This is a genomic window from Octadecabacter sp. B2R22 (assembly GCF_018861045.1).
In the GTDB taxonomy this organism is placed as follows: domain Bacteria; phylum Pseudomonadota; class Alphaproteobacteria; order Rhodobacterales; family Rhodobacteraceae; genus Octadecabacter.
Genome location: NZ_JAHKQJ010000002.1, coordinates 15,357 through 32,844, shown reverse-complemented (window position 1 = coordinate 32,844; position 17,488 = coordinate 15,357). Strand labels below are relative to the sequence as shown.

Genomic DNA, 17,488 nt, shown 5'->3' with positions numbered 1-17,488 from the left:
GCGCATGAGGGCCAGAGTCAACTGTTACGCTTATCGCGCAGCTTAGCGAAGTAATCGACACGTTTCTTTAACTCCCGCTCAAAACCACGATCGACGGGGATGTAGTAGACCCCGCGTTTCATCGTATCTGGGAAATAATTAGCGCCACTAAACGCGTCCTCGGCGTCGTGATCATATGCGTACCCTTCCCCATACCCGATATCCTTCATCAGAGATGTTGGCGCATTCAGGATATGTTTCGGCGGAGGTTCACTACCTGTTTGGGTCGCCGCGTTCATCGCTGCCTTATAGGCCACATAAACCGCGTTGGATTTAGGTGCGAGAGCGAGGTACGTCAACGCCTGCGCCAGTGCGAGCTCTCCTTCGGGAGAGCCAAGCCGTTCATAAGTTTGCCATGCCTGTAGGCACACATGTTGCGCCTGTGGATCGGCCAATCCTATATCTTCGACAGCCATGCGCGTAATGCGCCGCGCTAGGAAACGAGGGTCCTCGCCGCCCTTGAGCATCCGTGCAAACCAATAAAGAGCGGCATCTGGATCCGAACCGCGCACGGACTTATGCAACGCGGAGATCAGGTTGTAATGTTCATCGCCAGACTTGTCGTAGCGCGTCGCACGTTTCATCAACCGAGTGGTCAATGCATCCGTATCGAGCTTTCCATCAACCTTCCAAGCAACAACCTGTTCGATCAGGTTCAACAAGGCACGCCCGTCGCCGTCGGCCATTTCCAAAAGGTTTTCACGCGCGTGACCATCCAGCGGCAGTTTGCGATCGAGTTCTCGTTCCGCCCGCTGAGCAAGGCGCTCCAAATCTGCAAGATCGAGGCGCTCAAGAACCAACACCTGAGACCGAGACAGCACCGCCGCATTCAGCTCAAAACTTGGGTTCTCTGTCGTTGCCCCCACGAGCAAAATTGTTCCGTCTTCCATGTAAGGAAGGAAACCGTCTTGTTGGGCTTTGTTGAAACGGTGGATCTCATCGACAAACAGCAAAGTGCCTTTGCCGTTCTGGCGGCGCATCTTCGCGGCCTCAAAGACCTTTCGCAACTCTGGAACGCCCGTAAAAATCGCGCTGATCTGGATGAAATGCAGGTCTGTCTCATCCGCCAGAAGGCGCGCGATTGTGGTTTTCCCAACTCCGGGCGGGCCCCAAAAAATCAACGACGAAAGCGAGCCTGATGCGAGCATCACCCCAAGCGGTGCCTCTGGTCCAAGGACTTGCTCTTGGCCGATGACTTCGCCAAGGTTGCGCGGGCGCAAGCGGTCCGCCAAAGGGCGAGGTGCGGTATCGGGCGTCGCGGCCCCGGAGTCGAATAAGTCTGCCATGTTGGGACAGTAAGATGACCGTGCCCTAGAGGGAAGCAGCCTCTTGAACTGTGAGTGGGCCAAATAGCAGCCTGTAACTTGAGGAATTGATTTTGACGTACGATCCCGTTGATCAAGCAAAGCAAGTCGACACGGATGTCTGGGTTTTCGACGGCCCTCACATCGCGTTCTATGGCATCCCATTCCCGACCCGCATGACGGTTGTGCGCTTACAGGGCGGCGGCCTTTGGGTTCACTCACCGATACGCATGTCCGATGAAGTCATTAGAAATGTAAATGCCTTGGGCAAGGTAAAGCACCTGATCGCGCCAAACTGGATCCATTACGCTTCGGTTGGGACTTGGTCGGATGCCTTTCCCGATGCGGTCACGTGGGGCGCCCCAGGGGTCGAGGACCGTGCGAGAAACCGAAACGTGCCGCTTAGAATTGATAATACGTTTGGGCCAAACGTACTTGCGCCTTGGGCCGATGAAATTGAGTGGCATCACGTTCAAGGGAGCAGCACGCACCAAGAGGTCGTGTTTTTCCACAAGGCGTCACGCACGCTGATCCTCACAGACTTGATTGAGAATTTCGAGAAGGCCCAAGTGTCATTCTGGATGTGGCCCCTACTAAGGCTTGCCGGAAATACGGACCCAGACGGGAAAATGCCGATTGATATGGCAAATACATTCCGAAAAGGGCGTGACCAACTTCGCAGGTCCGTCGAACACATGATCGCGTGGGCGCCTGAACGGGTGATCATTGCACACGGTCGGTGGTACCGAAAAAATGGCGTCGCTGAACTTCGACGCGCCTTTCGTAAGGTCCTGAAATAGGAAAGGGCCCCGCGTTTCCGCGAGGCCCTAAAATCTTTAATTCGTCGAACGACTTATTCTGCAGCTTCTTCAGCGGCAAGGCGGGCTTTGTCGCCTGCGCCTTTGGCATCAACGTCGCGGTCAACGAATTCGATGATCGCCATTGGAGCCATGTCACCGAAGCGGAAGCCCGCTTTCAGAACGCGAACGTAACCACCTTGGCGGTCTTTGTAGCGTGGGCCAAGAACGTCGAACAATTTCGCAACGTACTGGTCCTGCTTCAGCTGCGCATTCGCCTGACGACGTGCGTGCAGATCGCCGCGTTTCGCCAATGTGATCATCTTTTCGATGATTGGGCGCAGTTCTTTTGCTTTTGGCAAAGTTGTTTTGATTTGCTCATGTTCGATGAGCGAGCCAGCCATGTTAGCCCACAAAGCCTTACGGTGTTCGTGGGTACGGTTTAGGCGGCGGTAACCTCGTGCGTGACGCATGTGATAGTCTCCATTTTGTATTAGGGTGGGCCGTTGGTGATGCGTGTCACCGGCTCCGTTATTGGGGCAGAATTACCCAGGGTAGAAATGGGTGGGCTATGCGCCCACCCGAGTATCTTAGAAAGAGTCTTCGAATTTCTTCGCAAGATCTTCGATGTTGTCCGGTGGCCAGTCCTCAACGTCCATGCCGAGGTGCAGACCCATGCCCGACAGCACTTCTTTGATCTCGTTCAAAGATTTGCGGCCAAAGTTCGGTGTGCGCAGCATTTCTGCTTCGGTTTTCTGGATCAGATCGCCGATGTAAACGATGTTGTCGTTCTTGAGGCAGTTCGCGGAACGAACAGAAAGCTCAAGCTCGTCAACCTTCTTCAACAGAAGCGGGTTGAATTCGAGGCCATCATCATCGTTCGCAGCTTGTGCGGACTCAGGCTCATCGAAGTTCACGAAGATGGACAGTTGGTCCTGAAGGATACGTGCAGCGAATGCCACAGCGTCGTCCGGCGTGATGGAACCGTCTGTTTCGACTTTCATCGTCAGCTTGTCATAGTCCAGAACCTGACCTTCACGTGTCGGTTGAACGTCATAAGAGACTTTCTTGACAGGTGAATAGATCGCGTCGATGGCCATCATACCGATAGGCGCATCTTCTGGTTTGTTCTTGTCAGCAGCCACGTAGCCTTTGCCAGTGTTGACTGTCAGTTCCATGTAAAGGTCAGCGCCGTCGTCGAGGTGACACAGGACGTGATCTTTGTTCAGGATTTCGATGCCAGCAGATTCCGAAATGTCACCAGCTGTTACAACGCCAGGGCCTTTGGCCTGGATCTGCAAACGCTTAGGACCTTCGACTTCCATACGGATGGCGACGCCTTTGAGGTTCAGAACAACGTCAGTTACGTCTTCGCGAACACCAGCAATGCTGGAGAATTCGTGCAGAACGTTGTCGATCTGAACAGCCGTGATAGCCGCGCCCTGAAGCGAAGACATCAAAATGCGACGCAAAGCGTTGCCGAGTGTCAGGCCAAAACCACGCTCAAGCGGTTCAGCAACAACAGTTGCCTGACGCAGCGGGTCGTTTCCCGGTTTAACTTCCAATTGAGTTGGTTTGATCAACTCAGCCCAGTTCTTGTGGATCATAAGTCCCTCCATACTTGTTTGCCTTCATGTCCAAAAAGGCAAACGCCCGAGGTTAAAATGACGGATTGGGGCCGCAGCAAAACTGCAGACCCCAAGGCGTTTGGATAGCTTAGACGCGGCGGCGCTTTGGTGGGCGACAGCCGTTGTGCGCCATTGGTGTCACGTCACGGATAGATGTGATGTTGAAACCAGCAGCAGCAAGTGCGCGCAGCGCAGATTCACGACCGGAGCCAGGACCCTGCACTTCGACTTCGAGTGTCTTAACACCGTGGTCTTGTGCTTTTTTGCCCGCATCTTCCGCAGCCATCTGAGCAGCGTAAGGTGTGGATTTACGGGAGCCCTTAAAGCCCATCGTACCAGCAGAGGACCAAGAGATCGCATTGCCCTGCACGTCGGAAATCAGGATTTTTGTGTTGTTGAAAGAAGAATTCACGTGAGCAACGCCAGCGGCGATGTTCTTGGAGACCTTCTTTTTGGTTTTTTTAGGTTCGCGTGCCATTCGTCAGGTCCCCTTATTTCTTCTTACCAGCAATGGCCTTTGCAGGGCCTTTGCGAGTACGTGCGTTAGTGGATGTACGCTGACCGCGAACGGGCAGGTTACGACGGTGACGCAAGCCTTTGTAAGAACCAAGGTCCATCATGCGTTTGATGTTCATCTGAACTTCACGGCGCAGGTCGCCTTCGACTGTGTAAGTCGCGTCGATGTGCTCGCGGATTTTCAGAACTTCAGCGTCGGACAGTTCGTTGACGCGACGTGTGAGGTCGATGCCAACAGCTTCGCAGATAGCTTCTGCAGAAGTGTTACCGATACCGGTGATATATGTGAGGGCGATTGGAACCCGCTTTGCAGTCGGGATGTTTACGCCGGCAATACGTGCCACGTGTGCAATTCCTTTTCGTTGCGGGTCCGTAGTTCCGGACCCTTTTTTCACAACGTAAGCCCGAGGCGATAAAGCGTCGGGCCTAAGTCATATCGAGGTGTTACGCCTAAGAGCGACTCAGGCAAGTTCCCATTGGGAACGGCGCTGTTTAGGAGGGTTAAGGGATTGGGTCAACCCCCTGCCCCCAATCAGTCATAGAAGCATAAGTCGGGCGATATCTGGTCTAACTGCTCAGGGTACTGGCTGCACATCTGATTGACCTGCCACGCCCTGCCGATGCCGATCCCTAATCCGAAGATAAGGACCAGAACAGCGACCTTGAACAAACCCGACACCGCGCGTTCCGGTTATCCCAGAACGGCGGCAATTTCTGCGGCAACCGCATCCATCGTGCCAAGGCCATCGACGCTGCTCAGGTCGCCCTTTGCATGGTAATAGCCGATCAGCGGAGATGTCTGTTTGTAATACGCCATCAAACGGATTTTCAGGCTTTCTTCGTTGTCGTCTGCACGGGCAGTGCCGCCAGCCGCAACCGCGTCGGCCGCACGTCCAAGAATGCGCTCAACAAGGATTTCATCGTTTACAGCCAGTTCAATCGCGTGGTCGAGCGTCTGCCCTGTTTCCTCAAGCAATTCGCCAAGCGCATCAGCCTGAGCCAACGTCCGCGGGAAGCCGTCAAAGATAAACCCGCCGTGATCGCCACCCGCTTCGAGTTTCTCACGGATCAAACCGATAACAATCTCATCCGTAACCAGATCGCCACGATCCATTACTGCCGCAACCATTTTACCCATCTCGGTCCCCGAGGTCTTGGCTTCGCGCAGCATGTCACCGGTGCTCAGTTGCACCATGTTGCGTTCATCCACGAGCTTTTGTGCTTGTGTGCCTTTGCCGGCTCCGGGTGGTCCAAGAAGAATAATATTGATCATTTGCGCTGCGGGCTCCTTTTTTTGCCGCCGCGCTTACCGCGCAACTGCGATTTCTCAATCAGGCCCTCATATTGGTGGGCCAGAAGGTGGGATTGGATTTGCTGGATCGTGTCCATGCCGACGCTCACGATGATCAACACAGATGTGCCGCCAAAGTAGAACGGGATGGACAGCTGGCTGCGCAAGATTTCTGGCAGCAAACAAACCAAAGCAAGGTAAGCAGAACCAAGAACCAAGATGCGCGTCACCACATAATCGAGGTATTCTTGCGTCCGTTTACCTGGGCGAATACCAGGAACAAAACCGTTCTGGTTTTTCAGGTTGTCGGCAACTTCATCAGTCTTGAACGCAACTTCACGCGTGTAGAAGAACGTGAAGAATACGATCATCGCCGTAAAGAAGATCAAGTAAAGCGGTTGGCCGGGACCAAAGTAAGCCAAGATCGTGGACATAATCGGTCCTGCGCCATCACCACCAGAAAATGTCGACAGAGTAGTCGGCAACAACAGCAGCGCAGATGCGAAGATCGCAGGAATAACGCCAGCTGGGTTAACTTTGATCGGCAGGTGGCTGGACCCACCATCATAGACCTTCATGCCAACCTGACGGCGCGGGTACTGGATGTGGATTTTGCGCAAGGAGCGTTCCATGAACACCACAAAGGCAAAGATCGCGATGACCATCACAAAGACGCCGAGCACAAGACCCCAGTTGTTTGTCTCCTGACCTTGAGCAAGGAAGCCAGCAAGGGCGGCTGGGACTTCGGCGATGATCCCGACGAAGATGATCAAAGAGATACCGTTACCGATGCCGCGTGCAGTGATCTGTTCACCCAGCCACATCAGGAACATGGTGCCACCAACAAGCGTGATGACGCAGGCAATCTTGAAATACAGGCCCGGATCGGTAACGAGGTTCCCCGCTTCAAGACCAGACGCCATGCCGTAGGCTTGGAACGTCGCCAGCACCACGGTTCCGTAACGCGTGTATTGGTTCAGCTTTTTGCGGCCCTGCTCGCCCTCTTTCTTGAGGTTCTTCAGGGGTTCCCACATCGCGCCCAACAGCTGCACGATAATGGACGCAGAAATATAAGGCATGATGCCGAGGGCAAAGATGCCCATACGACCCAGCGCACCACCGGTGAACATCGACAAGATGCCGCCGATACCGCTTGCGGCTTCGTCCATAAAGGCACGCAACTGATCAGCATCGATCCCCGGCACAGGGATATACGTCCCCACGCGGTAAACGATGAGAAGACCGAGCGTGAACATGATCCGCTGACGCAATTCTTTGGCTTGGCCAAAGGCGCTCCAGCTTGTGTTCGCGGCCATTTGCTCTGCTGCTGATGCCATGGATGTGCTGCCTATCTGTTCGCAGGCCCGAAAAGGGCGATAATGTTATGAAAACGCCGCCAGCGAGGGTGACCCAAGCGGCGGCGTTTAAGTCGATTAACGATGTAGTGGGCGAAAGCGCCCCTCACAAGGTGTTATTCTGTCGCTGCCGCAGCTGTGACAGTGAGTTTACCGCCAGCTTTTTCGACTGCTTCAACCGCACCTTTGGATGCGCCTGTCACTTCGATACTAACTTTTGTTGTGATTTCGCCCTTTGCGAGAACGCGAATACCGTCCAGCTTGCGACGGATCAGGCCGGATTCAACGAGTGAATCTTCGGTGATCGCTTTGCCGTCCAATTTCTTCTCGTCGATGAACTTTTGGATCAGGCCAAGGTTCACAACTGCGAATTTCTTACGGTTCGGCTTGTTGAAGCCGCGCTTTGGCAGACGTTGGTACAAAGGCATTTGACCGCCCTCATAGCCGCCAATAGCCACACCCGAACGGGATTTTTGACCTTTGATACCACGGCCACCCATTTTACCGGTGCCGGAACCCGGACCACGGCCAACGCGTTTGCGTGGTTTTGTGGCGCCTGGATTGTCGTGAAGTTCGTTTAGTTTAACCATGTCGCTGTCTCCTTGCCGGAAGACCTAACCCAGCGACGGGAAAGGCACGCGGCGTTTGTTGTGAATCAGTGGTCACACATGTGGCCACTGGCGGCGTATAGGACATGGGGGATTATGGAGCAAGCAGAACATTGCCGCTAGAGAGCGCTCGGACCTCGGGGTGGGTGCGAAGCGCCCTCCCCATGGGGGAGGTCCGGGCGCTGCCCAATCTTTGATTGGGCACGATCTTCAATCTTCCTTGGTTTCCTGAAGGAGATTGCCTAGCAGTCCATCGCGCTTTGGTTCGACGGTGAATGTTACCACATTCCGCCTCTCATCGGGATCTATGTTGGCACGTTCAAACACTGCCATGATTCTAGCACGCACCCATCCGGTAGCCTCGTCAATTACTCCAAGAGCGCTTTGACCCTCAAAGTGTCCGGTTCGGATCTTCAGTTCACTGCCGTAGTTTTCGCTGGTCAGTGTGAGCAATCCTGGTGGCGAGGCGGTTTCTCCGCTCTCGGCGTCAAAATATCGCTCATATGCCGACCATCTATACTCGTGGATAATATTGTTCCTCTCCTCGCGAAGGAATTTCCAGAAAATTGGGTGTTGATCTCGATCATCGGATATCTTGTGCCATTCGTTTCTAAACTCTTCACGTAATGAATGACTCAAACAGTTTTTTGCGTCCGCTTTAAATAGGTCAATCGCGGTTCGAAGTAGTGTGCAACTCGCAACCCAGTGAATTTTCCAGTCCCTAAGAAGCAGGGAGTCTTGCTCCATTATCCGCCGAAGCTTTGAGGCGGCGTATTTTCCATCGCTAAACGCTCTGTGCGAATTGACCATGTCCTTCGCTGGAATATGTAAGTTCAGATATTTACTTGGAACCGTCATTGCTCACTAAACCCCACTATCCGTCCGCACCTTAAACCCCTGCCCCCTCAACGCCCCGACAATCGCCTCAACGTGCCCCATGTCTCGCGCTTCGATAACCACATCCAACTCCGCCTGTTTCAACGATACCGATTGCATCATCCGTTGGTGGATTACTTCGACGACGTTGGCGCCTGCGTCGCCGATGATGCGGCTGATGGTGGCGAGTTGGCCTGGTGTGTCACCGATCTCGAATGTCAGGCGGGTGATGCGTCCGTCGCGCACAAGGCCGCGTAGGATGAGGGTTGAGAGAAGGCGGCTGTCGATGTTACCGCCGCAGATCACGAGGCCGACTTTCTTGCCACGGTAGGCCGCAAGGTTGTTCTTGATCACAGCCAGCCCTGCTCCTGCGGCCCCCTCGGCCACGAGCTTTTCATTGGACAACAGATCAAACACCGCATCCTCGATATCCGCCTCGCTCGCGCTATCCACGCGAGCCACGTGTTGCTTGATGATTTCAATGTTTGCCGCCGACGGAGCCTTCACGGCGATCCCTTCGGCGAGGGTGGCGCCGTCAAAGTGGGTTTCCCCACCGTCAAAGGCCGCCTTCACAGCATCGAATAACACCGCTTGTGCGCCGATGACTTCAATCCCGGGCTTTACCGACTTTGCGGCGACGGCCATCCCCGCAATCAACCCGCCCCCGCCAATCGGCACGACGATCACATCCAGATCGGGGTCCTGCTCCAGCATTTCCAGCGCAACCGTCCCCTGCCCTGCGGCCACGATTGGATCATCGAATGGATGAATGAACGTCAGCCCGTCCTTGTCCGCCAAGTCCCACGTAAACTGCACGCTTTCATCAAACCCGCTTCCATGCAGAATCACGGTCGCGCCGAATTCTTCAGTGCGTTTGACTTTGTTGAACGGAGTGCCCTCTGGCATAACAATCGTGCTGGCAATACCAAGGCGCGTGGCGTGATAGGCGACCCCTTGAGCATGGTTTCCTGCGCTACAAGCGATTACGCCCGCCTGCTTTTGCGCTTCGGTCAATGTCAGCAGTTTTGCGAGCGCCCCGCGTGCTTTGAACGCATTGGTGTGTTGTAGGTTTTCCAGCTTGAGCTGCAGATCAATGCCCATATGCAATGACAAACGGGTCGCAGGCACCAGCGGCGTGCGAATGGTTGCCGACGCGATGGCGTCATGGGTCTCGCGAATAAGATCAGGGGTGAGGGTCACGGCGCGCGTCCTTATGCGGAAAGTCTTGCGGACTTTCGTGCCAGACGCGCGCCGTTGTCAACGCGCGTTAGGAGTGACGTTGGCTTGGGTGTAGTGAACTCGACAGGATATGGTCGGATTGGTGCAAGACATGGCTCGCCTGACCAACGATCTGATTGTCCGGCATTCCGACGAGGTCATAGTCCTTTTCAGGGTAATCGAGCGTGGATAGGAAATGGCGCATGCAGGCGAGACGCGCTCGTTTCTTGTCGTCAGATTTGACCACGGTCCAAGGCGCGTCGGCGGTGTCTGTGTAAAAGAACATCGCTTCTTTCGCTTCGGTGTAATCTTCCCACTTATCAAGGCTCGCCTTGTCGATCGGGCTGAGCTTCCAACGCTTGAGGGGATCTGTCTCACGAGATTTAAAACGCTTGGCTTGCTCGTCCTGAGTGACCGAGAACCAGTACTTGTAAAGCTTGATACCCGAACGGGTCAGCATTCGTTCGAATTCGGGCGTCTGGCGCATGAATTCAAGGTATTCGGATGGTTCGCAAAATCCCATCACCCGCTCAACACCGGCACGGTTGTACCAAGACCGGTCATAAAGAACGATCTCGCCCGAGCTTGGAAGATGTTTCACGTAGCGTTGAAAGAACCATTGGCCGCGTTCTTCGTCTGTGGGCTTGTTCAAGGCAACGACACGGGCACTACGAGGATTTAGGTGCTCGGTGAAACGTTTGATCGCGCCCCCTTTGCCGGCGGCGTCGCGCCCCTCAAAGAGCATCACGAAACGCTGTTCGGTTTCAGCGGCCCAGTGCTGAACTTTCAGAAGTTCAGCCTGAAGGTCCGCCTTTTGTTTTTCATATTCACCGCGCTTCATACGGTCTGAATATGGGTATTTGCCTTTTTCAAAGCCGATCAATTTCTTTGTGTCTGCGTTCTCTGTCATGTGATGTCCCTCAGTTTCCCAAGTGTAGTGGCACATGATCAATTCACCGTCTCTGACATGGATCAAATTGCCTGCTCAGAGAGCAGTTCGCACCAACGCAAAACGCCCCGCAATTGAATGCAGGGCGTTTAATTTTCTAGACGATGAAAAAGGGCTTAGCCTTTTTCTTCGATGATCTCGACCATGTGAGGGATCTTAGCGACCATACCGCGTACGGAAGGTGTGTCTTCCAGTTCGCGTGTCTTGTGCATTTTGTTCAGGCCCAAACCGATCAGCGTTTGCTTTTGGTCTGCAGCGCGACGGATCGGGGAACCGATCTGTTTTACAACGATTGTTTTAGCCATGGTTTAGGCCTCCTCAGCTTCAGCTGCTGGCGCTTCGTCGCGCTTAGGCAGGATGTCAGCAACTTTTTTGCCGCGACGCTGGGCAACAGAACGAGGGGATGCCTCTTTCTTCAAGCCGTCAATCGTAGCGCGGATCATGTTATATGGGTTCTGGGAACCGATGGATTTTGCAACAACGTCTTGCACGCCGAGCATTTCGAATACCGCACGCATTGGACCACCTGCGATGATACCAGTACCTTGTGGTGCTGTACGCATGACGACTTTACCAGCGCCGTGGCGACCGTTCATGTCGTGGTGCAATGTGCGGCCTTCTTTAAGCTGTACGCGGATCATTTGACGCTTAGCTTGCTCAGTGGCTTTACGGATCGCTTCAGGAACTTCCTTAGCTTTACCCTTACCAAAGCCTACGCGGCCCTTCTGGTCGCCAACAACGACAAGTGCAGCAAAGCCAAAACGCTTACCACCCTTAACGGTTTTGGACACACGGTTGATCGCTACGAGGCGATCTGCGAATTCTGGTGTTTCTTCACGACGGTTACCGCCGCGCTGGTTATCTCGAGCCATGTGGCCCTCCTAAATTTGGGTGGCGCGTAGCGCCGTGGATGTCGATCCTAGTGACAAATGCCCTGGATCATCGGAAGGGCCCCCACAGGGAGCCCTTCACAAGTCTTAGATTTTCAAACCGCCTTCACGCGCAGCTTCGGCCAGAGCCTTGACCTTGCCGTGAAAGAGGAAACCGCCACGGTCGAAATAGGCTTCGGTTACACCGGCCTTTTTCGCACGTTCTGCGATTGCTGCGCCAACTTTGGTCGCTGCTTCGACGTTGTTTTTGCCAACTACGCCCAGATCCTTCTCGAGAGAAGAAGCAGAAGCGACAGTTACGCCGTTCACGTCGTCGATCAGCTGAACACTGATGTTCTTGTTGGAGCGGTGAACGCTGAGACGAGGACGTCCAGCATTGACCTTGCGGAGTTTGTTCCGAACGCGCAGACGGCGTTTGATGAACAATTGACGTTTGGTGTTTGCCATTTGTTGTTACCTCTTGCCTTCTTTGCGGAAGATATACTCGTCCACATATTTGATGCCTTTGCCTTTGTAAGGCTCTGGCTTGCGCCATTCGCGAATTTCGGCAGCAACCTGACCAACTTGCTGTTGGTCGGAGCCTTCGACGATCACGATTGTCGGTTTAGGTGCTGTAACAGTAACGCCAGCAGGAACTTCGAAGTCCACGTCGTGTGAGTAACCGAGGTTCAGCTTCAGGATATTGCCCTGCATAGCTGCACGATAACCAACACCGTTGATTTCAAGCTCTTTTTTGAAGCCGTCAGTTACGCCGGTTACAAGGTTTTGAACCTGCGTACGAGACATGCCCCACTGTTGCTTAGCACGCTTGGACTTGCCACGTGGAGTGACAGTCACTGCGTTCTCTTCAACAGCAAGCGTTACGTCGTCAGTTGCAGTGAAAGTACGTGTGCCCTTAGGGCCTTTCACTTCAACAGTTTGACCAGACACAGAGGCTGTTACGCCGCTGGGTAGGTCGACTGGTTTTTTACCAATACGAGACATCTTGCTCTCCTTAGAATACGGTGCAGAGCACTTCGCCGCCAACATTGGCCGCACGTGCGTTTGCATCCGACATCACACCCTTAGGGGTGGAGACAATCGACACACCGAGGCCCTGACGGACCTGTGGGATGTCATGTGCGCCCATGTATACGCGGCGGCCAGGTGTAGAAACCCGCTTCACTTCGCGAATGACAGGAGTGCCCTCGTAGTATTTCAGGCTGATGTCGAAAGCCGGGTGGCCGTTGACGCCTGTGGTTGCTTCGTAGCCACGAATGTAGCCTTCGTCTGCCAGCACATCGAGTACCCAGCCGCGCAGTTTGGACGCAGGTGTTGCCACCATGGACTTACCGCGCATTTGGCCATTACGGATGCGTGTCAGCATATCACCGATAGGATCGTTCATAATAGTTGCTCCTTACCAGCTAGACTTGACCATACCGGGAATTTCGCCATTGGAACCAAGGTCCCGAAGAGCGATCCGGCTGATCTTAAGCTTACGGTAGTACGCGTGCGGACGACCTGTAAGCTGGCAACGGTTGTGCAAACGAACTGGCGCAGAGTTGCGTGGCAGTTTTGCAAGCTTAAGACGCGCGTTGAAACGCTCTTCCATTGGCTTGCTGTCATCGTTTGCGATTGCTTTGAGTTCGGCGCGCTTAGCTGCGTACTTTTTGACGAGCTTTTCACGCTTCACTTCGCGGGCGATCATGGATTTCTTAGCCATCTTTAATCTTCCCCTTAGCTGTTGAACGGCATGTTGAAATGCTTCAACAGCGCTTTTGCTTCTGCATCGTTGTCTGCTGTTGTGCAAACGACGATATCCAAACCCCAAGCAACGTCGACTTTGTCGAAGTTGATTTCAGGGAAGACGATGTGTTCCTTCATGCCCATGGCGTAGTTGCCACGGCCATCGAACGACTTACCAGAGATGCCACGGAAGTCACGAATACGTGGCATGGCGATCGTTGTAAGACGGTCAAGGAATTCAAACATGCGGTCGCCACGAAGAGTAACCTTCGCACCCAGCGGCATATCTTCACGAACGCGGAAACCAGCGATGGATTTCTTTGCTTTGGTGATGACAGCGAGCTGACCAGCGATTGCAGTCAAATCGGCCTGAGCAGATTTTGCTTTCTTGGTGTCGTTCACAGCTTCGGAACCGCAGCCAATGTTCAGAACAATTTTGTCCAAACGTGGTGTCTGCATTGCGTTCTTGTAGCCGAACTCTTCCATCATGGCAGCACGGATGCTGTCATTGTAAAGCGCCTTAAGACGAGGTGTGTAGTTTGCAGTATCGAGCATTAGATCACATCCCCTGTTGTCTTGGCGAAGCGAACTTTTTTGTCGCCGTCCATTTTAAAGCCAACGCGCGTTGCTTTGCCGTTCTTGTCTACAACCGCGAGGTTGGAGAGTTCGATTGGCATCGCTTTAGGTGTGCGACCACCTTGCGTTGTCTGGGATTGTTTTACGTGGCGGATCGCGATGTTCACGCCATCAACAACGGCTTTGCCGGACTTTGGGTCAACGGACGAAATCTCGCCTGTTTTGCCTTTGTCTTTGCCAGCCAGCACGATGACGTTGTCACCTTTGCGGAGTTTAGCAGCCATGTTACAGCACCTCCGGAGCGAGCGAGATGATCTTCATGAAGTTCTTCGCGCGCAATTCACGAACCACTGGCCCAAAGATACGGGTGCCAACAGGCTCGTTTGCATTGTTGAGGATGACAGCAGCGTTGCTGTCAAAACCGATTGCAGTGCCGTCTTCGCGACGAACCTGCTTACGTGTACGAACGACGACAGCCTTACGGACGTCACCTTTCTTTACGCGACCACGTGGAATGGCCTCTTTTACCGATACGACGATAACATCGCCGACCGATGCGTAACGACGGTGGGAACCGCCGAGTACCTTGATACACTGAACACGGCGAGCGCCGCTGTTGTCAGCTACTTCAAGGTTGGTCTGCATCTGGATCATTTAGATTACTCCCGACCTATAGGGTTCACCCCGATTCTGACCGGGCCCCTAGGGTTTCGATTAAAGGAAATGAACGCGGCTTACGCCGTGATCACTTCCCAGCGTTTCGTTTTGGACTTTGGCGCACATTCCTGAATGCGAACCTGGTCGCCTACGTTGAATGTGTTGGCCTCATCGTGCGCCCGGTATTTTTTGGACTTACGAATTGTCTTCTTAAGAACTGGGTGCGTAAAGCGACGCTCTACGGATACAGTTACGGTCTGTTCGTTCTGGTTGCTTGTGACAACACCAGTCAGGATACGCTTAGGCATCTATTAAGCCTCCGTCTTGGCGGCATCAGCCGCTTTTTCGTTCAGAATGGTTTTAACACGGGCCGCATCACGCTTAACTGTGCGCATACGTGCTGTGTTTTCCATGGACCCTGTCGCCTGCTGAAAACGCAGGTTGAAGGCTTCTTTTTTCAGGTTTGCCAGCTCTTCACGGAGCTGGTCAGGGGTTTTCCCCCGCAGTTCATTCGCGTCCATCGGACGACTCCTTTTGTCAACATCATCGGCGGGCCGTGATTTTGTGTGTTTTCCTTAAGGAGCGCACACGCCACGTGACCCGATTCTCCGATGGAGTGGGTTAGAAGCTGGCCGTATAGGGGAGGGATGGGGGTGTGGCAAGGGGGTAGGCAACGGCTACTTATGATACGCATCTTCCACGACCTCGACGCCAAGCAGGTTTCTTAACCCCATGAGCGACGAGGGTAGCTTACCCTCTAAGACCAGAACAGCGCGAACGTTTCGTTCATCAGCTTTGGCAGCACCCATCGCCTTTTGGACCGCACCATATTTGACGCATTGGTAGATTCCGCGGCGCACGTCAGACACGTCAGATTTTTTGGATTTTACTTCCACTGCGACCCACTCTTCTGGTGTGAGAAACGAGACGTCAAGAAAGTCGCCAGATAACAACGGAAACTCCAAGCTACTTTTGATAGCGGTGCTGCGAACACCAACCAATGCAGGGTTTTTCTTAACGAATTCTTTTAATGCACGATGGTCGTCGCTTTCGCCGCCGCCGAAAAAAAGAGGCAACCCTTCAATCTCGACGCCTCCAGCGCGATCCAAACCCAAATGCCTGAGCACTTCTCCCCAAAGGCTATAATTAAAAACCGCAGCCAGCTCTTTTTCGACTACGAGTCGTTTCTCTTTGGACGGAAGGGTAGCATACTGTTTTCGCCCAATCCCTGACAAATTGGTTTGATCCAAGAACCAACCAATCCCCTCTCCGGGTAAACCATCGCTCTTGTTGACGACGAGGCATTGAATCGGTGGTATATTCATGCCTGACTGCTCAGCCAAAGACATAAGTGACTGCCCAATGCTCCCAAGAACATAATTCAAATTCCTAGGGTTGGGCATTCCAAGCTCTTGCGCAAGATTAGAATACAATATTTTGCATCCAAACTCCGCTTGTCTAACCAGTAATGGGAGGGCGCTTCTAGCTCGCTGTTGATAAAGTTTTTCTCCATGCATGTCATGTGAAACTTCAGCAGTTTTTTTCAATTCTCTGTTCCAATGTTTATATTTGGGAGTCGCTTAATCTGTTCAATCTTTTATGAAGTTAGCTAGGAACGCTAGCCAAATCAAACTTTGTCAGGAGACAGACCATGGGCACCATCCGCTCCCTCTTCGCCACCCGCCTGTATCAAGCCAAGCTTGGCCCAATTGATGCGGATGAACTTGAAAACTCCTGCTATTCCATCGCTGAAGATGATGAAGCTGGGCAGGATTGGTGTGAGGCCAATGATTTCCCTGGCTACACCTCCTATGCGTCCCTGACGGACCTGCCGTGGCGGTTTCCGATTTTTGCGGACATCGTGGCGGCACTGGATCAGCACGTCGCAACCTTTGCTGCGGACCTTGAATTTGAATTGGACGATCGCAAGCTGGTGCTGGAAGACCTCTGGATCAACATTCTGCCTGAGGGCGGCATTCACACCTCTCACATCCATCCACACTCCGTCATTTCCGGCACGACATACGTGAAGATGCCCGAAGGTGCCTCCGCGCTCAAGTTGGAAGACCCACGCGCGCAGATGATGATGGCCGCCCCTTCGCGCAAGAAGGGCTGCCGCGACGAGCTAAAGCAGTTCGTTTACGTGCGTCCCGTCGTAGGCGACGTCTTGCTGTGGGAAAGCTGGCTGCGCCACGAGGTCCCGATGAACATGTCCGAGGACGACCGGATTTCCGTAAGCTTTAATTACAAATGGGAATAATTCGTCGGACGGGGTGAAACCTGTCGTAAACGATTAACCCTGCATAAGCGCCCTGATCTCAGAAGGGGTGCTTGCGATGGTTCGTGTTTTGTTGGCTTTGGTGATGCTGTGCTGTGCAGGGGGCGCGCGTGCAGAATTGCAATCGTTGTTCCCCAGCGCCCCTTCACAAGACACCCAAGTCACTCGCGCCAGCTTGTTTTCCCCTGACCCGCAGGTCGGGTTCTTCGCGCCCCTGCCCGAACGCATTGCACCACCTACGGCCGCAATCATCGGCACGGGCACGACCCCCGTCGATCGGTTGCTAAGCCTTATCGCCAACGCCGAGGCTGGGTCAGCCGGATACAACGCCGTGCAACACGGGGCACGTATTCGGCCTGTGAAACCGCCTACGCAGATGACCTTGGGTGAGATTTATCAATGGATCAGAGCGACGCCTGGCCAGCCCCACGCGATTGGGCGCTACCAATTCATTCCATCGACACTGCGCCGTGTGGCGGCCGAACGGGGGTTTGGGCCGGAGACGCAGTTCACGGCGGGTGTCCAAGACGCGCTCGCAGTGGTCTTACTAGAAGATGCAGGTCTGTCGCAGTTTCAGCACGGCGAGATGGGTCGTCGTCAGTTCATGCATAACCTCGCGCGTATCTGGGCGGGGCTGCCGCTGCCCAACGGGCGGTCGTATTACGAAGGCCATGCGGGGAATTCCGCGACGATGACATGGGCCGCTTTCGAAGGCGGGATGGCCCGGATCTGGGGGGCGAGCGGTTGAAACGCTTAGCGGTTAGGATTGGCGGCGGGA

26 protein-coding genes are annotated in these 17,488 nt (G+C 53.9%); 3 read left to right on the top strand and 23 right to left on the bottom strand.

All coding sequences use genetic code 11. The features are described 5' to 3' along the window. Positions 1–17 precede the first annotated feature (17 nt). Positions 18–1,325 carry a replication-associated recombination protein A gene (locus KO486_RS00280; RefSeq protein WP_216035233.1) on the bottom strand — a complete coding sequence of 436 codons (1,308 nt, stop codon included), beginning with the start codon at positions 1,323–1,325 and terminating at the stop codon, positions 18–20. 92 nt (positions 1,326–1,417) lie between these two features. Here KO486_RS00280 and KO486_RS00275 point away from each other — a divergent pair, with 92 nt between their 5' ends. Further along, entirely contained in the window at positions 1,418–2,143 is a 726-nt protein-coding gene (locus KO486_RS00275; RefSeq protein WP_252734422.1) for a DUF4336 domain-containing protein, read from the top strand. 53 nt (positions 2,144–2,196) lie between these two features. Here the strand turns inward: KO486_RS00275 and rplQ are convergent, their stop codons facing one another. From rplQ to KO486_RS00165, 22 genes are all read right to left on the bottom strand, one after another. Further along, a complete protein-coding gene (rplQ, locus tag KO486_RS00270; RefSeq protein ID WP_216035231.1) occupies positions 2,197–2,613 on the bottom strand; it encodes a 50S ribosomal protein L17 in 417 nt (138 codons plus the stop codon). A gap of 117 nt (positions 2,614–2,730) precedes the next feature. Next, a complete protein-coding gene (locus KO486_RS00265) occupies positions 2,731–3,747 on the bottom strand; it encodes a DNA-directed RNA polymerase subunit alpha (protein ID WP_216035230.1) in 1,017 nt (338 codons plus the stop codon). 109 nt (positions 3,748–3,856) lie between these two features. Further along, positions 3,857–4,246, bottom strand: a complete 390-nt coding sequence (gene rpsK / locus KO486_RS00260; protein WP_216035229.1) for a 30S ribosomal protein S11 — start codon at positions 4,244–4,246, stop codon at positions 3,857–3,859. 13 nt (positions 4,247–4,259) lie between these two features. Further along, positions 4,260–4,628 carry a 30S ribosomal protein S13 gene (gene rpsM / locus KO486_RS00255; RefSeq protein WP_216035228.1) on the bottom strand — a complete coding sequence of 123 codons (369 nt, stop codon included), beginning with the start codon at positions 4,626–4,628 and terminating at the stop codon, positions 4,260–4,262. A gap of 347 nt (positions 4,629–4,975) precedes the next feature. Continuing rightward, positions 4,976–5,554 (bottom strand): adenylate kinase, encoded by a 579-nt coding sequence (locus tag KO486_RS00250; protein ID WP_216035623.1) that lies wholly within the window; start codon positions 5,552–5,554, stop codon positions 4,976–4,978. Further along, positions 5,554–6,912, bottom strand: a complete 1,359-nt coding sequence (secY, locus tag KO486_RS00245; protein WP_216035227.1) for a preprotein translocase subunit SecY — start codon at positions 6,910–6,912, stop codon at positions 5,554–5,556. Before secY ends, KO486_RS00250 begins: the two co-directional genes overlap by 1 nt. Positions 6,913–7,046: 134 nt before the next feature. Beyond that, the gene (gene rplO / locus KO486_RS00240; protein ID WP_216035226.1) at positions 7,047–7,520 is read right to left on the bottom strand and encodes a 50S ribosomal protein L15; all 474 of its coding nucleotides are present in this window, start codon (positions 7,518–7,520) and stop codon (positions 7,047–7,049) included. 228 nt (positions 7,521–7,748) lie between these two features. Then, a complete protein-coding gene (locus KO486_RS00235; protein WP_216035225.1) occupies positions 7,749–8,396 on the bottom strand; it encodes a hypothetical protein in 648 nt (215 codons plus the stop codon). Between the two features lie 6 nt (positions 8,397–8,402). After that, complete coding sequence (locus KO486_RS00230; protein WP_216035224.1) at positions 8,403–9,614, bottom strand: threonine ammonia-lyase; 1,212 nt, start codon at positions 9,612–9,614, stop codon at positions 8,403–8,405. 67 nt (positions 9,615–9,681) lie between these two features. Continuing rightward, complete coding sequence (ppk2, locus tag KO486_RS00225; RefSeq protein WP_252734420.1) at positions 9,682–10,542, bottom strand: polyphosphate kinase 2; 861 nt, start codon at positions 10,540–10,542, stop codon at positions 9,682–9,684. Positions 10,543–10,697: 155 nt separating this feature from the next. Then, positions 10,698–10,886, bottom strand: a complete 189-nt coding sequence (rpmD, locus tag KO486_RS00220; protein ID WP_093996463.1) for a 50S ribosomal protein L30 — start codon at positions 10,884–10,886, stop codon at positions 10,698–10,700. Positions 10,887–10,889: 3 nt separating this feature from the next. Beyond that, a complete protein-coding gene (gene rpsE, locus KO486_RS00215; protein ID WP_216035223.1) occupies positions 10,890–11,453 on the bottom strand; it encodes a 30S ribosomal protein S5 in 564 nt (187 codons plus the stop codon). 105 nt (positions 11,454–11,558) lie between these two features. Then, positions 11,559–11,918 carry a 50S ribosomal protein L18 gene (rplR, locus tag KO486_RS00210; RefSeq protein WP_216035222.1) on the bottom strand — a complete coding sequence of 120 codons (360 nt, stop codon included), beginning with the start codon at positions 11,916–11,918 and terminating at the stop codon, positions 11,559–11,561. 6 nt (positions 11,919–11,924) lie between these two features. Continuing rightward, complete coding sequence (gene rplF, locus KO486_RS00205; RefSeq protein ID WP_216035221.1) at positions 11,925–12,455, bottom strand: 50S ribosomal protein L6; 531 nt, start codon at positions 12,453–12,455, stop codon at positions 11,925–11,927. Between the two features lie 10 nt (positions 12,456–12,465). Next, positions 12,466–12,858, bottom strand: a complete 393-nt coding sequence (gene rpsH / locus KO486_RS00200) for a 30S ribosomal protein S8 (protein ID WP_216035220.1) — start codon at positions 12,856–12,858, stop codon at positions 12,466–12,468. Between the two features lie 12 nt (positions 12,859–12,870). Continuing rightward, entirely contained in the window at positions 12,871–13,176 is a 306-nt protein-coding gene (gene rpsN, locus KO486_RS00195) for a 30S ribosomal protein S14 (protein ID WP_216035219.1), read from the bottom strand. A gap of 14 nt (positions 13,177–13,190) precedes the next feature. Beyond that, complete coding sequence (gene rplE / locus KO486_RS00190; protein WP_216035218.1) at positions 13,191–13,754, bottom strand: 50S ribosomal protein L5; 564 nt, start codon at positions 13,752–13,754, stop codon at positions 13,191–13,193. Then, the gene (gene rplX / locus KO486_RS00185; RefSeq protein WP_216035217.1) at positions 13,754–14,059 is read right to left on the bottom strand and encodes a 50S ribosomal protein L24; all 306 of its coding nucleotides are present in this window, start codon (positions 14,057–14,059) and stop codon (positions 13,754–13,756) included. The genes rplE and rplX overlap by 1 nt, the downstream gene beginning before the upstream one ends. Before the next feature lies 1 nt (position 14,060). Next, a complete protein-coding gene (gene rplN, locus KO486_RS00180) occupies positions 14,061–14,429 on the bottom strand; it encodes a 50S ribosomal protein L14 (RefSeq protein WP_216035216.1) in 369 nt (122 codons plus the stop codon). An 80-nt stretch (positions 14,430–14,509) separates the two neighbouring features. Next, complete coding sequence (gene rpsQ, locus KO486_RS00175; protein ID WP_049833301.1) at positions 14,510–14,740, bottom strand: 30S ribosomal protein S17; 231 nt, start codon at positions 14,738–14,740, stop codon at positions 14,510–14,512. A gap of 3 nt (positions 14,741–14,743) precedes the next feature. Continuing rightward, positions 14,744–14,953 carry a 50S ribosomal protein L29 gene (gene rpmC, locus KO486_RS00170; protein ID WP_216035215.1) on the bottom strand — a complete coding sequence of 70 codons (210 nt, stop codon included), beginning with the start codon at positions 14,951–14,953 and terminating at the stop codon, positions 14,744–14,746. Between the two features lie 156 nt (positions 14,954–15,109). Then, positions 15,110–15,949: a hypothetical protein gene (locus KO486_RS00165; protein WP_216035214.1), complete on the bottom strand. Its 840-nt coding sequence runs from the start codon at positions 15,947–15,949 to the stop codon at positions 15,110–15,112. A 134-nt stretch (positions 15,950–16,083) separates the two neighbouring features. On the opposite strand from KO486_RS00165, the gene KO486_RS00160 reads away from it, so the two are divergent. Both KO486_RS00160 and KO486_RS00155 read left to right on the top strand, forming a co-directional pair. After that, positions 16,084–16,692: a 2OG-Fe(II) oxygenase family protein gene (locus tag KO486_RS00160; RefSeq protein ID WP_216035213.1), complete on the top strand. Its 609-nt coding sequence runs from the start codon at positions 16,084–16,086 to the stop codon at positions 16,690–16,692. 76 nt (positions 16,693–16,768) lie between these two features. Beyond that, positions 16,769–17,458 carry a hypothetical protein gene (locus KO486_RS00155; RefSeq protein ID WP_216035212.1) on the top strand — a complete coding sequence of 230 codons (690 nt, stop codon included), beginning with the start codon at positions 16,769–16,771 and terminating at the stop codon, positions 17,456–17,458. Positions 17,459–17,488: the final 30 nt, after the last annotated feature.

Excerpts from the sequence above, each read along its gene's own strand:
- KO486_RS00235 (WP_216035225.1), bottom strand. The coding sequence starts at position 8,396 with ATGACGGTTCCAAGTAAATATCTGAACTTACATATTCCAGCGAAGGAC.
- secY (WP_216035227.1), bottom strand. The coding sequence starts at position 6,912 with ATGGCATCAGCAGCAGAGCAAATGGCCGCGAACACAAGCTGGAGCGCC.
- rpmD (WP_093996463.1), bottom strand. The coding sequence starts at position 10,886 with ATGGCTAAAACAATCGTTGTAAAACAGATCGGTTCCCCGATCCGTCGC.
- KO486_RS00280 (WP_216035233.1), bottom strand. The coding sequence starts at position 1,325 with ATGGCAGACTTATTCGACTCCGGGGCCGCGACGCCCGATACCGCACCT.
- KO486_RS00155 (WP_216035212.1), top strand. The coding sequence starts at position 16,769 with ATGGTTCGTGTTTTGTTGGCTTTGGTGATGCTGTGCTGTGCAGGGGGC.
- rpsH (WP_216035220.1), bottom strand. The coding sequence starts at position 12,858 with ATGAACGATCCTATCGGTGATATGCTGACACGCATCCGTAATGGCCAA.
- rpsN (WP_216035219.1), bottom strand. The coding sequence starts at position 13,176 with ATGGCTAAGAAATCCATGATCGCCCGCGAAGTGAAGCGTGAAAAGCTC.
- rpsQ (WP_049833301.1), bottom strand. The coding sequence starts at position 14,740 with ATGCCTAAGCGTATCCTGACTGGTGTTGTCACAAGCAACCAGAACGAA.
- KO486_RS00165 (WP_216035214.1), bottom strand. The coding sequence starts at position 15,949 with ATGCATGGAGAAAAACTTTATCAACAGCGAGCTAGAAGCGCCCTCCCA.
- rplN (WP_216035216.1), bottom strand. The coding sequence starts at position 14,429 with ATGATCCAGATGCAGACCAACCTTGAAGTAGCTGACAACAGCGGCGCT.
- rpsK (WP_216035229.1), bottom strand. The coding sequence starts at position 4,246 with ATGGCACGCGAACCTAAAAAAACCAAAAAGAAGGTCTCCAAGAACATC.
- rplF (WP_216035221.1), bottom strand. The coding sequence starts at position 12,455 with ATGTCTCGTATTGGTAAAAAACCAGTCGACCTACCCAGCGGCGTAACA.
- ppk2 (WP_252734420.1), bottom strand. The coding sequence starts at position 10,542 with ATGACAGAGAACGCAGACACAAAGAAATTGATCGGCTTTGAAAAAGGC.
- rplO (WP_216035226.1), bottom strand. The coding sequence starts at position 7,520 with ATGGTTAAACTAAACGAACTTCACGACAATCCAGGCGCCACAAAACCA.
- rpmC (WP_216035215.1), bottom strand. The coding sequence starts at position 14,953 with ATGGACGCGAATGAACTGCGGGGGAAAACCCCTGACCAGCTCCGTGAA.
- KO486_RS00160 (WP_216035213.1), top strand. The coding sequence starts at position 16,084 with ATGGGCACCATCCGCTCCCTCTTCGCCACCCGCCTGTATCAAGCCAAG.
- rplE (WP_216035218.1), bottom strand. The coding sequence starts at position 13,754 with ATGCTCGATACTGCAAACTACACACCTCGTCTTAAGGCGCTTTACAAT.
- rplX (WP_216035217.1), bottom strand. The coding sequence starts at position 14,059 with ATGGCTGCTAAACTCCGCAAAGGTGACAACGTCATCGTGCTGGCTGGC.
- rplR (WP_216035222.1), bottom strand. The coding sequence starts at position 11,918 with ATGGCAAACACCAAACGTCAATTGTTCATCAAACGCCGTCTGCGCGTT.
- KO486_RS00265 (WP_216035230.1), bottom strand. The coding sequence starts at position 3,747 with ATGATCCACAAGAACTGGGCTGAGTTGATCAAACCAACTCAATTGGAA.
- rplQ (WP_216035231.1), bottom strand. The coding sequence starts at position 2,613 with ATGCGTCACGCACGAGGTTACCGCCGCCTAAACCGTACCCACGAACAC.
- rpsE (WP_216035223.1), bottom strand. The coding sequence starts at position 11,453 with ATGGCTCGAGATAACCAGCGCGGCGGTAACCGTCGTGAAGAAACACCA.